Source organism: Streptomyces sp. NPDC059008 (genome assembly GCF_042749045.1).
Classification (GTDB): Bacteria; Actinomycetota; Actinomycetes; order Streptomycetales; family Streptomycetaceae; genus Streptomyces.
Window position 1 is genome coordinate 36,599 of the sequence record NZ_JBHYJC010000023.1, and the last position, 12,306, is coordinate 48,904.

A 12,306-nucleotide genomic window follows, 5' to 3' on the forward strand; every position below is an offset into this window, starting at 1 on the left:
TCGCTCGAGCAGGGGAGACCCCAACATCGCAAAGGGAGCACACGCATGGCAACCCGTGCCGTCGCCCGTCGTCAGGAAAGCAGCAGCGCTTCTGACGGGGCCACCAGTGTTCGCGCCGTAGGCGGGGAGATCGCCGACCGCGACCTGGTCGGCATGTACCTCGACGAGATCGCGCGTACACCCCTGCTCGACGCCGCCAAGGAGGTCGAGCTGTCCCAGACCATCGAGGCGGGCGTCTACGCCCAGCAGATCCTGGACGGCGAGATCACCGACGGCAATGCCGCGGGCGCCGGCCGCGAGGAGCTCGAGGCGCTGGCCGAAGAGGGGGTCAGGGCCAAGGACGTCTTCATCCGCTCCAACCTCCGGCTGGTCGTCGCCGTGGCGCGCCGTTACCCGCGCGCGGGGCTGCCGCTGCTGGATCTGATCCAGGAGGGCAACGCCGGCCTGGTCCGCGCCGTCGAGAAGTTCGACTACGCCAAGGGATTCAAGTTCTCCACGTACGCGACGTGGTGGATCCGCCAGGCCATCACCCGTTCCATCGCCGACCAGTCGCGCACGATCCGGCTGCCCGTGCACCTCGTCGAGGAGCTGGGCCGGATCCGCCGGGTGCAGCGCGAGTTCAACCGCGAGAACGGCCGTGACCCGGAGCCGGCGGAGGTCGCCGGCGAGCTGGGCTCCACGCCCGCCCGCGTCACCGACGTGCTGGACTGGGCCCGCGACCCGGTCAGCCTCAACATGTCGGTGGACGACGACGGCGACACCCAGTTCGGCGACCTGCTGGAGGACACCTCCGCCGCCTCGCCCGAGCAGTCGGTGCTGACGCTGCTGCGCAGCGAGGAGCTGGAGGACCTGATCGACCGCCTCGACCACCGCACCGCCTCGATCATCAAGGCGCGCTACGGCATCGAGGACGGTCGCGAGCGCACGCTGACCGAGGTCGGCAAGCAGCACGGTCTGACCCGCGAGCGGATCCGGCAGATCGAGAAGCACGCGCTGCTGGAGCTGAAGCGGATGGCGCGCGACACGGGCTTCGACGCGGCCGCGTAGTACTCCCCTTCCGATAGGACGAGCCCCGGTGCCGGTTCCGGCGTCGGGGCTCTGTTGTGTCCGGGTGCCCGGCGCCCGCCCCACCCCGCCTGCTGCCGTCGCCTGGCACGTGGTGCCCGTTTGGGTCCACATCAAGTCCGAATGCATTTACTTCTCGGAAATCCAGGCGTAGTATCGCAGTGAAACCACAGGTTCGGGCATGGAACGGACACACACGCTGATGTATGCACCGGAGCGCCAGCAGGAGATTCTGCGGCTCGCCCGTGAGGGCGGACGGGTCGATGTGCTCTCCCTCGCCGAGCAGTTCCAGGTCACCGCCGAGACCGTACGGCGCGATCTGAAGGCGCTGGACCGGGCCGGCCTGGTGCGCAGGGTGCACGGCGGCGCCATCCCGGCCGGCCGGCTGGACTTCGAGCCGGACCTCGCCGAGCGGGACGCGGTCGCCGCCGACGAGAAGCAGCGCATCGCGCGGGCCGCGCTGGCCGAGCTCCCCGGCGGCCAGAGCGGCTCCGGAAGCATGATCCTGGACGCCGGCACGACCGCCGCCCGGCTCGCCGCCCAGATCCCGCTGGAGGCCGAGCTCACCGTCGTCACCCATGGCCTGCCGGTCGCCGCCCGGCTCGCCGACCACCCCGGCCTCACCCTCCACCTCGTGGGCGGCCGGATCCGGCACCGCACGCGCGCCGCGGTCGACGACTGGGCGCTGCGCGCCTACCGCGAGATCAACGCCGATGTGCTGTTCCTGGCGACCAACGGCTTCTCCCTCGACGGCGGTCTGACCACCCCGGACCTCGCGGAGGCGGCCGTCAAACGGGCGTTGATCCGCGCCGCCCGCCGGGTCGTCCTCCTCGCCGACTCCGCCAAGTTCGGGCAGCAGCAGTTCGCCCGCTTCGGCGAGCTGTCGGACGTGGACCTGCTCATCACCGACACCGGGCTCAGCCCCGACGACGCCCTCGCCATCGAACGCGCGGGCACGGAAGTAGTACGCGCATGATCCTCACCGTCACCCCCAACCCCAGCCTGGACCGTACGTACGAGGTCCCGGCGCTGGACCGCGGGGCCGTGCTCCGGGCCACCACCGACCGCATCGACCCCGGCGGCAAGGGCGTCAACGTCTCCCGGGCGCTCGCCGCCGGCGGCCACCACACGCTGGCCGTACTCCCGCTGGGCGGTCCCGCGGGCGCGGCGCTGGCCGGGCTGCTCGGCGCCGAGGGCATCGAGGTGGCGGGGGTGCCGGTGTCCGGCCAGACCCGCTCCAACATCTCGGTCGCCGAACCCGACGGCACGCTCACCAAGATCAACGCGGCCGGGCCCGAGCTGACCGCCGAGGAGGCCGAGGCGCTGCTGCGGAAGGTCGGCGAGCGCTGGGCGGGCGCCGACTGGATCGCCTGCTGCGGCAGCCTGCCGCGCGGTCTGGCGCCCGAGTGGTACGCCGAACTGGTCGCCCGCGCCCATCGTGCGGGCACCCGGATCGCGCTGGACACCTCGGGGCCGTCGCTGACCGCCGCACTGCGCGAACGCCCGGACGTCATCAAGCCCAACGCCGAGGAGCTGGCGCAGGCCGTCGGCCGTCCGCTCGCGACCCTTGGCGACGCGGTCAAGGCCGCCGAGGAGCTGCGGGATCGTGGCGCCCGCGCCGTGCTGGCCTCCCTGGGGGCGGACGGCCAGCTCCTGGTCGACGAGGACGGCATCCACTTCGGCAGCGCCCCGGTCGCCGCCGTGCGCAGCAACGTCGGTGCCGGCGACGCCTCGCTGGCCGGGTTCCTCGCGGCGGGCGGCACGGGCGTGGCCGCGCTGGCCGCCGCCCTCGCCCATGGCGCGGCGGCGGTTCAGCTGCCGGGCAGCCTGATGCCGGCGCCGAAGGACCTGGACCCCTCGGCGGTGCGGGTGACGGACGCGGTGCCGCTGGACCGGGAGCTCACGGAGCCGGCGCCATGAACGGCCGCCGGCCCGGCCCGGGGCTGACGGGTTTGATGCCGATTGCGAGCAAGGGAGCCGCGTGATGAGTGAGTTGATCAGCGCGGGACTGGTCGACCTCGACCTGTCCGCCGAGACGAAGGAAGCCGCCGCGCGATCACTGGCCGAGCGGATGGTCGCCTCCGGTCGCGTCACCGACCTGGAGGGCTTCCTCGCGGACGTGGCCGCGCGGGAGGCCCAGATGCCGACCGGGCTGGACGGCGGGATCGGGATCCCGCACTGCCGCAGTGCCCATGTCACCGAGCCCACGCTGGCCTTCGGGCGCAGCGCCGGCGGCATCGACTTCGGCGCGCCGGACGGCCCGGCCGACCTGGTCTTCCTGATCGCGGCCCCGGCGGGCGGCGACGCGGACCATCTGTCGATCCTCTCGACCCTCGCCCGCCATCTGATGGACGAGGACTTCACCGGCGCGCTGCGGTCCGCCACCGAGCCGGCCCGCGCGGCGGCGCTGATCCGCGGCGACGAGCCGGAGGCGGCGGAGGAGCCCGCCGCGGCCGCCGAGCAGCCCGCCGAGCAGCCCGCCGTGCCCGTCCAGGAGCCCGCCCCCTTCCGTATCGTCGCCGTCACCTCCTGCCCCACCGGCATCGCGCACACCTACATGGCCGCCGAGTCGCTGGAGAAGGCCGCGGAAGCCGCAGGCGTCGAGCTGTTCGTCGAGACGCAGGGCTCGGCCGGGTTCAAGCGGCTCGACGCGCAGCTGGTCGCGGACGCGGACGGGGTGATCTTCGCGCACGACGTCGAGGTGCGCGACAAGGAGCGCTTCGCCGGCAAGCCGACCGTCGACGTCGGGGTGAAGGCGGGCATCAACCGCCCCGCCGAACTCATCGCCGAAGTACGCGAGAAGGCCGAACGCGGTGCGGTGACCGCCCCCGCAGGGGCCGCGGCCCCCATGGACCAGGACGCCGGTGCCGCCGACGGCTTCGCCACCCGCCTGCGCAAGTGGCTGATGACCGGCGTCAGCTACATGGTCCCCTTCGTCGCCGCGGGCGGTCTGCTCATCGCGCTCGGCTTCGCCATCGGCGGCTACGCGATCAACAAGGCGCCGTCCGTCGCCGAGCACTTCGTCTGGACCGAGTCCGCCAGTTGGGCGGCCCTGCTCTTCCAGATCGGCGGCGTCGCCTTCGGCTTCCTCGTCCCGGTCCTGGCCGGCTTCATCGCCTACGGCATGGCCGACCGGCCCGGCCTCGTACCGGGGTTCGTCGGCGGCGCGGTCGCCCTCACCATCAACGCGGGCTTCCTCGGCGGCCTGATCGCCGGACTGATCGCGGGCGGGGTGGTGCGGGCGATCCAGCGGGTCGGTGTGCCGCCGGTCCTGCGTGGCATCATGCCGGTCGTCGTCATACCGCTGGTCTCCTCCGCGATCGTCGGCTTCCTGATGTTCCTCGTGGTCGGCAAGCCGATCGCCGCGCTGCAAAAGGGGCTGACCGACTGGCTGTCCGGCCTCTCCGGCGCCAACGCGATCATGCTGGGTGTGCTCCTCGGCCTGATGATGTGCTTCGACCTCGGCGGCCCGCTGAACAAGGTCGCCTACGCCTTCGCCATCGGCGGCCTGGCCCACCCCAACGAGGGGAGCCTGAAGGTGATGGCCGCGGTGATGGCGGCCGGCATGGTGCCGCCGCTGGCGATGGCGCTGGCCACGACCGTGCGCGGCCGGCTCTTCACCAAGGCCGAGCGGGAGAACGGCAAGGCGGCCTGGGTGCTCGGCGCCTCCTTCATCACCGAGGGCGCGATCCCCTTCGCCGCCGCCGATCCGCTGCGGGTCATCCCCTCCGCGATGGCCGGCGGCGCGGTCACCGGCGCCCTGTCGATGGCCTTCGGCTGCACCCTGCGGGCCCCGCACGGCGGCGTCTTCGTCGTCCCGCTGATCGGCCAGCCGCTGCTCTACCTGCTCGCCATCGCCGCGGGCACGCTCGTCAGCACGGCCCTGGTCGTCGTCCTCAAGGGCCTGCGCAAGCCGTCGACCGAGGGCCCGGCCGGCACCCCGGCCGCCGACGGCTCCCAGGTCGCGGTCGCGGCCTGACCCCCGGCGCCGTATACGAAAAGGCGGTGGCCGGCCCCCTCACAGGGCCGGCCACCGCCTTTGCGGTTCGTGCCGCGAGCGCCGTTCGTCAGGCCTCGCTGCCCGCCTGCCACGCCGACCACGACAGGTTCCAGCCGTTGAGGCCGTTGTCGGGCTGGATGGTCTTGTCGTGCGAGTTCTTCACGATGACGACGTCGCCGACCAGCGACTCGTTGAAGAACCACTTGCCGGGGGTGTCGCCACCGCCGCCCTTGTTGTCCTGCAGGCCGACGCAGCCGTGGCTGGTGCCGGCCTTGCCGAAGATGGACGGCGAGCCCCAGTAGTTGCCGTGGATGAACGTGCCGGACGACGACAGCCGCATGGCGTGCGGTACGTCCTTGATGTCGTACTCGCCCTTGCCGTTCTCCTTGGTGAAGCCGACCGTCGAGCCGTCCATCCGGGTCTGCTCGAACTTCTCCGAGATGACCATCTGGCCGTTGTAGGTCGGGTTGTCGGGGCTGCCGCCGGAGATCGGGACGGACTTGATGGTCTTGCCGTCCCGCTTGACCGTCATCATCTGGGTGTCCATGTCGACGGTGGAGACCTGCGAGCGCCCGACGGTGAAGGTCACCGTCTTGGACTGCACGCCGGTGATGCCCTCGCCGCCCTTCACACCGTCCAGGTCGATCTCCATGGTGACCTTGGAGCCGGCCTTCCAGTACTCCTCCGGGCGGAAGTCCAGGCGCTGGGCGCCGAACCAGTGGCCGACGACCTGCTGGCCGCTGCTGGAGGTCACCTTGATGTGGGACTGGACGTCCTTCTTGTTGGTGATCACCTTGTCGAAGTTGAAGGACACCGGCATGCCGACGCCGACGGTCTTGCCGTTGTCGGGCGTGTAGGAGCCGATGAAGCTGTTGGCCGAGGAGACCGTCGTGAAGGTCGCGTTCTCGGTGGCCGAACGGCCCTTGGCGTCCTTGGCGTTCGCCACGAGCTTGTACTTGGTGCCGCGCTCCAGCTGGACGCCGGGCTTCCAGGACTTGCCGTCGGACGATATGGCACCGGCCACGGTGGCCCCGGTGTCGGCGACGGTGAGCTTCACATCGGTCAACTTGCCGCCGGTGACCTTCACACCGGTGTCGTTGATGCTGGCGTCCGTCGCGCCGTCCTTCGAGGACACCGTGATCTTGGCGTCCGAGGCGTCCTTGGCGGCTGCGGCGTCCGCGCCCGCCTGGCCGTTCTTGCCGTCGTCGTGGCCACCCGCCTCGGCGTCGCCGCCACAGGCCGACAGGGCCAGCGCACCTGCCGCGAACAGGGCGGTCACGGCCAGCGTGCGGCGCATCCGACGGGTGCGGCGCGGCCTGCCCGGCGTCCGCTGCTCGTCCGACAGGAGCAGCTGGTGCGGGGTGCGGGACTGGGCGGGCGCGGGGTTGTCCGGCGATGTCACGAGCTGCTCCATACCAGGGTGTTGTGATTCCGTGCTGGTAAACAGCACCTACGGGCGGATTTGGTTGCGGACCGGGTGTTGTTGTGATGAAGGTCACATTCTTGGGGGTAGTGGGTGGTCGTCCGGTCCCGACAGCCAGGTTCGCAGCGGGGTGCCGTGTTCGTCCAGGCGGGGTGGTGCGGCGGGTTGGGTCACGGGGGTCGCCGAGAGGCGCAGTGGGCTGGCGATTTGGGGAATCCGGCCCTCGCCGACGCAGGTCACCGGGTCGAGTCCGAGTCGGTCCGCCAACTCCAGGGCCGCGGAGAGCGTGTTGACCGGGCCGCACGGGACCGAAGCAGCGGCCAGTCGCGCGGTCCAGCCCTGCGGGGTGTCGGCCGCCAGTCGGCCTTCCAGTGCTTTGATCAGATCCGTCCGGTTATGGACCCGGTCCCGATTGCGGGCGAACCGGACGTCTTCGGCGAGCTCCGGCGAGTCCAGCGCCTCGGCCAGCGCCCGGAACTGACGGTCGTTCCCCACCGCCACCGCGAGCAGCTGCCCGTCCCGGCAGGCCAGCGTCTCGTAGGGGGCGATGCTCGGATGGCGATTGCCCATCGGGCCCGGGTCGCGGCCGGTGGCCAGATGGCCGGACGCCTGGTTGACCAGCGACCCCAGCAGGGACGAGAGCAGATTCACCTCCACCAGCTGGCCCTGGCCGGTGCGGTCGCGGTGGCGCAGCGCGGCGAGGACGGCGGTGGCGGCGTCCTTCGCGGTCAGCACGTCCACCAGCGCCACCCCCGCCTTGAGCGGGGTGCCGCCGGGCTCGCCGGTGATGCTCATCAGGCCTCCGACGGCCTGGACGACGAAGTCGTAGCCAGGCAGGTGGGCGCCCGCGCCGGAGCCGAAACCGGTGATGGTGCAGTGCACCAGGCCCGGGTTGGCGGCGCGGGTGGCGGTGTGGTCCAGGCCGTACTTGGCGAGCGAGCCGGGGCGGAAGTTCTCGATCAGTACATCGGCCCGGCAGGCCAGTTCGCGGGCCGTGGCCGCGTCGTCCGGATCGCCGAGGTCCAGGGCGAGCCCGCGCTTGGAGCGGTTCGCGGCGTCGAAGTACGCGGCCGTCCCGTCGGCGGCGAACGGCGGGCCCCAGGCGCGGGTGTCGTCGCCGGTGCCCGGCCGCTCCACCTTGATCACCTCGGCGCCGAGGTCGGCGAGCGTGGCGGCGGCCAGCGGGCCGGCCAGTACGCGGCTGAAGTCGGCGACGAGGACGCCCTCCAGTGCACGTGCCGGCCACTCGGTGGGCGGGGCGGCGGTGGGCGGCTCGGGGTGCGGACGGTGCGGCTGCTGCGGCACGTGCGTACTCCTGACGTCGCGGGCGAGGAGGTGCCATCGTCGGTGACGGCCGGCCTCGCGGGGAAGCCGCCGAGGTGTCCAACGGGGCGGGCGCGACCCTGCCGGGGCGGCCGTGTGCGGTGCCGGTAATGTGACGAAAAGTCATAGGAGATGCGTCACTTCAGGACTTAAGTCCCAAGATCCCCTGTCAAAAGTCCCGAGGTGTGGTGTCTACTGGCGTAAGCCCAGCGCCTCATCCGTCCGGGAGGACTGCATGCTTCCCTCCGCATCGATTCTGCAGCAGATCGGCCTCGGCGTGCTCTTCGCGCTGGCGGTGGTCTGGGTCGTCGGACTGTCCAGACTGCTGCGACGGGGGCGGTACGAGGCGGCGATGCGGCGGGACCGGCGGGAGATGCGGATGCGCTACGCGGTGCGCGACCGGGAAGAGCCGCCCACGGCACCGGAGCTGCTCGGGTCGGTGCCGCGGCAGACCGGGACGGCCGGCCCGCCGGCGGAGTGCGTGGAGCTCAGTGCCGCGGAGCGCGCGGCGTTCGAGGGGCTCGTCCGGCAGCTGTCCGGCCAGAGCTGAGCCGGGGCGGCCCGGTGCGTGCCGTGCGCGCCCCGGGCGCTCAGTGGATCGGAGCCAGCCTCAGCAGCGCCAGCGCGGCCAGCATCTGCACCGACACCGACAGCGCGGACTTCCACGTCGGCAGATGGTGCTGGCCGCGTATGAGCAGCACCGCGAGGACGTAACCGAAGCCCCAGGTCGTCCAGGTCGCGGCCTGGACGAAGGTGGCACCGGTCGGCAGCCAGGCGGCGATCGCCAGCCGCGGCAGGTCCGTCACCCAGAACAGCACGATGAACAGGCTCGCGGTCGGCGCGAAGCGGCCGCTGCCGCCGAGGGTGCGGGCTATGGCGTGGGTGACCACGCCCAGGGCGAGGCTGGCGGTCAGCACCCCCGCCTCGGCCAGCCCGACGAGCTGCAGCGCCTCGGTGCGGTCGGCCGCCCACTGGCCGGGGAACGCGTCCATCGACACGACCCCGATACCGCCGCTGATCAAGGACAGCATTATCGCCGCGCTCCAGGCGCTGCGGTCCCGCGCCTCGTCCATGACGTCCACCGGCCGGTACCAGAGCCCGAGTATCAGCCGGTGCCACCACAACCGCCGGCGCGGCGCCGGCTCGCGCGGCGCCGGCTGAAGGAGCGTGGGCGGCGGGGGCGGTGGAGGATGAGAGGGGGGTGGTGCGGACATAAGGCCGTTTCTACCACCGGCAGATGAGGGGCGCCGCAGGGGCGTCGGGCGCGGGGACGGCCGCGTTGACGGCTGCCGGGGCGCATCGAACGGGCAGGGGCGGAGCGAGCCGGGCGCCGTGCGGTCGCGTCGTAGGGGATGCTTCCGCCGAGGAATGAGACGCTCTCTTGGTGACCATGCAGACACCGGAGCACGACGAGGCGCACGGCGGCGGGCTCGGGAGCCGGCTCAACTGGCTGCGGGCCGCGGTGCTCGGCGCCAACGACGGCATCGTCTCCACCGCCGGACTGGTCGTCGGTGTCGCCGGAGCGACCGACGCCCGCGGCACGTTGCTGACCGCGGGTCTGGCGGGACTGCTGGCCGGGTCCATGTCGATGGCGGCCGGCGAGTACGTCTCGGTCTCCACCCAGCGGGATTCGGAGAAGGCCGCCCTCGCGCAGGAGAAGCGGGAGCTGGCGACCGAGCCGCAGGCGGAACTCATCGAGCTGACCGAGCTGTTGGCCGGCAAGGGACTGGAGCGCCAGCTCGCCCGGGAGGTCGCCGAGCAGCTGACCGAGCACGATGCGCTGCGCGCCCACGCGGAGGTCGAGCTGGGCATCGACCCCGACCAACTCACCAACCCCTGGCATGCGGCCGGCGCCAGCTTCCTCGCCTTCACCGCCGGGGCGCTGCTGCCGCTGCTGGCGATCGTGCTGCCGCCCGCCGACCACCGGCTGTGGATCACCGTGGTCGCGGTGCTCGTCGCGCTCGCGCTGTGCGGGTGGAGCAGCGCCCGGCTGGGTGCCGCCCCGGCGGGCCGCGCGGTGCTGCGGAACGTGGGCGGCGGGGCGCTGGCGATGGCGGTCACGTACGCCGCGGGTTCGGCGCTGGGCGCGGTGGGGGTCTGAGGCCGCTCGCCGCGGCTCAGCCGGCCGCGGCCCCGTACAGCTCCCGGTACGAGGGGAAGACGCCCCCGGGGCCGTCCACCGACTCCGCCGCCAGGGCGGCGCGTACCACCGCGCGGGTGAGGACGTCCGCGCCGGCGGCCAGCACGGTGTTCAGGGCGCCGGCCTCCGGGTGGACGCCGAACGCCGGGGTGGCCGGGGCCCCTTCCAAGGCGAGCGGGCGGGCGGCGGTGGACAGGGCGAAGACCGTGTCGCCGTCGGTGAGCAGATGGACCGGGCGGATGGCGCGGGCCAGGCCGTCGTGGGCGGTGCCGGCGAGCTTGTGGGCCTGGGCGCGGGTGAGGGCGGCGTCGGTGGCGACCACGGCGAGGGTCGTGTGGAGCGGTGGGTACACGGACGCGGCCGCACGGGCCCGGGATACCTCTCTGGCCTCGGCCAGGCGGCGCAGCGCGGCGGCGTGCCGCTCCGGAGCGGGCGGCGTCACCGGGCCTTCGAACAGCAGGCCGTAGAGGGCGCCGGTGAGCGGGTCGGCGAGGGAGCCCGCGGCGTTGACGGCGGCGAGGGCGGCGACGGTGGTGCCGGAGGGCAGCACCACGCTCGCGGTACCGATGCCGCCCTTGAGGCCGCCGGCCACCGCGCCGGTGCCGGCGCCCGTGGTGCCCTGTGCGACCGGGGCGCCGGGGGAGGTGGCCGCGGCGGCCTCGGCCGCGGCCCGGCCCAGCGCGGCGTCGGGGCGGGCCCGCCAGTCGCCGCCGCGGCCCAGGTCGAACAGCGCCGCGGCCGGGACGACCGGCACCACCTGGGCGGGGTCCGGCCCCACCCGGAAGCCGCGGCCCCGGTCCTCCAGCCACCCGGCGACACCGGACGCGGCGTCGAGGCCGAAGGCGCTGCCGCCGGTCAGCACGACCGCGTCGACGCGCTGGACGAGGTTGCGCGCGTCCAGCGCGTCGGTCTCCCGGGTGCCGGGACCGCCACCGCGTACGTCGACCGCCGCGACGGCGCCGCCCTCGGGGGCGAGAACGACGGTGGTGCCGGTCAGGGCGCCGTCACCGATCCGCTGGGCGTGGCCGACCCGCAGGCCCGCGACGTCGGTCAGCGCGTCCCGTGGCCCCGCGGGGTACGGCACGGCGCCGGCCCGGTCAGTGATCGGCCGGTCCCATCACGATGACCGGGTGCAGCTCGGGGTCGAGGGTGCGCAGCAGCTCCCGCATCGCCTTGGGCTTGAGGCTCACACAGCCCTGCGTGGGGCCGTCGTGGTCGACGTGCAGCCAGACCCCGCCGCCCTTGGCGTCGCCCATGGGGCGCCGGGGGTCCAGGGGGGACGCGCCGGACTCCCGGTTGTAGTTGATGGCGATGACGTAGTCGAAGGCGCCGGCCAGCGGCTCGCCCTCCACACCGGTGCCGTCGGCGACGAAGCTGTCGTTGCGGTCGTAGGGGAGCTTGGTGCCGCCGGGGGCGGGCAGCCGGCCGCCGGCGTCGGTGAGGGTGTAGACACCGATGGGGGAGCGCAGATCGCCGTAGCGGTGGTCGCTGGTCCAGCCGCGCGCGGCGTTGTGCGCGGACCAGGAGGGACCCGGCTGCCAGTCGTTCGAGCCCTCCTCGCGGGTGTAGAGGACGACCCGGGACTGGAAGGAGTTCATGTCCTGGCCCGAGACGACCAGCACCTGCCGGGCATTCGCCGGTATCCGCTTGCGGGTGGCGTCGCTCAGGCCGGGGATCGACCGATCGGCCGCGGCGTTCCCTGCGGCGTTCGGGGCGGATTTCGCCGCGACGGCGGGAGTGCGTGGCGTGTCCGGACCGGATGCGGTCGTGGACGTGGTGCTCTTGGCGTCGGTCCTGCTGTCGTGGTCGTCGCCCGATGCCGGCCACGCCCACAGGGCGGTGCCGACCAGTGTGGAGAGGGCGAGACCGCCCACGGCCTTGCTGCGCCGGGACAGTCTCGTCCGCGCGCGGGACTGAGCGTGGCGGGCCATGGCTGACGTCTCCTAGAGGTGCGGGCGGCGGACGGCCCCGAGGGCTTCCCGTAGGAGGCCCCCTGTCATAAAAAGGGCAATCTGCACCCTACCGCGTCTGCGTCGGGGCGCCTCCGGAGGCCGTCGTGAGCGGTGGGGAACAAGAGGGCGACACTCCGGGAAGTGAGGTCCATTGGTGGGTAATTGACGGGGAATGGGGTAGCGGGCGGGTGCCGCCGTGCTGGTGAAGGCCCTCTTCGGGCCATGGCGGAAGATGGCTGAATCTGATGCGGGATCAGGGTGATCTCGGGGCCTGTACGGCCGTTCGGCACGCTTATGGGGGAAGGGCCGGGGCGCCCTTTCCGCGGGCTCGCCCGGATCGGCGCCGGCCGGCTCGTCGAGACGGGTGACGCGGCGGAGTGCGGCCGGCCGGGCGACGAAGCGG

Annotated in this window: 11 protein-coding genes; 6 read left to right on the forward strand and 5 right to left on the reverse strand. The window is 73.0% G+C overall.

What is annotated here, in order from left to right; genetic code table 11:
* Positions 1 to 45 precede the first annotated feature (45 nt).
* From ACFWZH_RS25100 to ACFWZH_RS25115, 4 genes are all read left to right on the forward strand, one after another.
* On the forward strand, positions 46 to 1,047 hold the full coding sequence (locus ACFWZH_RS25100) for an RNA polymerase sigma factor RpoD/SigA (RefSeq protein ID WP_384435317.1): 1,002 nt from the start codon (positions 46 to 48) through the stop codon (positions 1,045 to 1,047).
* Between the two features lie 220 nt (positions 1,048 to 1,267).
* Complete coding sequence (locus ACFWZH_RS25105; RefSeq protein ID WP_384435504.1) at positions 1,268 to 2,041, forward strand: DeoR/GlpR family DNA-binding transcription regulator; 774 nt, start codon at positions 1,268 to 1,270, stop codon at positions 2,039 to 2,041.
* Entirely contained in the window at positions 2,038 to 2,985 is a 948-nt protein-coding gene (gene pfkB / locus ACFWZH_RS25110; protein WP_384435320.1) for a 1-phosphofructokinase, read from the forward strand. Before ACFWZH_RS25105 ends, pfkB begins: the two co-directional genes overlap by 4 nt.
* A 64-nt stretch (positions 2,986 to 3,049) precedes the next feature.
* Positions 3,050 to 5,044, forward strand: coding sequence for a fructose-specific PTS transporter subunit EIIC (locus ACFWZH_RS25115; RefSeq protein WP_384435323.1), 1,995 nt, complete (start codon positions 3,050 to 3,052; stop codon positions 5,042 to 5,044).
* Positions 5,045 to 5,132: 88 nt separating this feature from the next.
* Here the strand turns inward: ACFWZH_RS25115 and ACFWZH_RS25120 are convergent, their stop codons facing one another.
* Complete coding sequence (locus ACFWZH_RS25120) at positions 5,133 to 6,479, reverse strand: Ig-like domain-containing protein (protein ID WP_384435326.1); 1,347 nt, start codon at positions 6,477 to 6,479, stop codon at positions 5,133 to 5,135.
* Between the two features lie 81 nt (positions 6,480 to 6,560).
* Positions 6,561 to 7,793 (reverse strand): CaiB/BaiF CoA transferase family protein, encoded by a 1,233-nt coding sequence (locus tag ACFWZH_RS25125; RefSeq protein ID WP_384435328.1) that lies wholly within the window; start codon positions 7,791 to 7,793, stop codon positions 6,561 to 6,563.
* Between the two features lie 253 nt (positions 7,794 to 8,046).
* Between ACFWZH_RS25125 and ACFWZH_RS25130 the strand changes: the two genes are divergently transcribed.
* A complete protein-coding gene (locus ACFWZH_RS25130; RefSeq protein WP_384435331.1) occupies positions 8,047 to 8,361 on the forward strand; it encodes a hypothetical protein in 315 nt (104 codons plus the stop codon).
* 40 nt (positions 8,362 to 8,401) lie between these two features.
* Here ACFWZH_RS25130 and ACFWZH_RS25135 read toward each other — a convergent pair whose 3' ends face one another.
* Positions 8,402 to 9,025: a Yip1 family protein gene (locus ACFWZH_RS25135; protein WP_384435334.1), complete on the reverse strand. Its 624-nt coding sequence runs from the start codon at positions 9,023 to 9,025 to the stop codon at positions 8,402 to 8,404.
* 176 nt (positions 9,026 to 9,201) lie between these two features.
* Between ACFWZH_RS25135 and ACFWZH_RS25140 the strand changes: the two genes are divergently transcribed.
* Complete coding sequence (locus ACFWZH_RS25140) at positions 9,202 to 9,912, forward strand: VIT family protein (RefSeq protein ID WP_384435507.1); 711 nt, start codon at positions 9,202 to 9,204, stop codon at positions 9,910 to 9,912.
* 16 nt (positions 9,913 to 9,928) lie between these two features.
* Here ACFWZH_RS25140 and ACFWZH_RS25145 read toward each other — a convergent pair whose 3' ends face one another.
* Both ACFWZH_RS25145 and ACFWZH_RS25150 read right to left on the reverse strand, forming a co-directional pair.
* The gene (locus ACFWZH_RS25145; RefSeq protein WP_384435337.1) at positions 9,929 to 11,035 is read right to left on the reverse strand and encodes a P1 family peptidase; all 1,107 of its coding nucleotides are present in this window, start codon (positions 11,033 to 11,035) and stop codon (positions 9,929 to 9,931) included.
* Positions 11,036 to 11,048: 13 nt separating this feature from the next.
* The gene (locus tag ACFWZH_RS25150) at positions 11,049 to 11,882 is read right to left on the reverse strand and encodes a L,D-transpeptidase family protein (RefSeq protein WP_384435340.1); all 834 of its coding nucleotides are present in this window, start codon (positions 11,880 to 11,882) and stop codon (positions 11,049 to 11,051) included.
* Between the last annotated feature and the right edge of the window lie 424 nt (positions 11,883 to 12,306).

Coding starts and splice junctions, on each gene's coding strand:
- ACFWZH_RS25115 (WP_384435323.1), top strand. CDS start 3,050: ATGAGTGAGTTGATCAGCGCGGGACTGGTCGACCTCGACCTGTCCGCC.
- pfkB (WP_384435320.1), top strand. CDS start 2,038: ATGATCCTCACCGTCACCCCCAACCCCAGCCTGGACCGTACGTACGAG.
- ACFWZH_RS25135 (WP_384435334.1), bottom strand. CDS start 9,025: ATGTCCGCACCACCCCCCTCTCATCCTCCACCGCCCCCGCCGCCCACG.
- ACFWZH_RS25105 (WP_384435504.1), top strand. CDS start 1,268: ATGTATGCACCGGAGCGCCAGCAGGAGATTCTGCGGCTCGCCCGTGAG.
- ACFWZH_RS25100 (WP_384435317.1), top strand. CDS start 46: ATGGCAACCCGTGCCGTCGCCCGTCGTCAGGAAAGCAGCAGCGCTTCT.
- ACFWZH_RS25140 (WP_384435507.1), top strand. CDS start 9,202: ATGCAGACACCGGAGCACGACGAGGCGCACGGCGGCGGGCTCGGGAGC.
- ACFWZH_RS25150 (WP_384435340.1), bottom strand. CDS start 11,882: ATGGCCCGCCACGCTCAGTCCCGCGCGCGGACGAGACTGTCCCGGCGC.
- ACFWZH_RS25130 (WP_384435331.1), top strand. CDS start 8,047: ATGCTTCCCTCCGCATCGATTCTGCAGCAGATCGGCCTCGGCGTGCTC.
- ACFWZH_RS25120 (WP_384435326.1), bottom strand. CDS start 6,479: ATGGAGCAGCTCGTGACATCGCCGGACAACCCCGCGCCCGCCCAGTCC.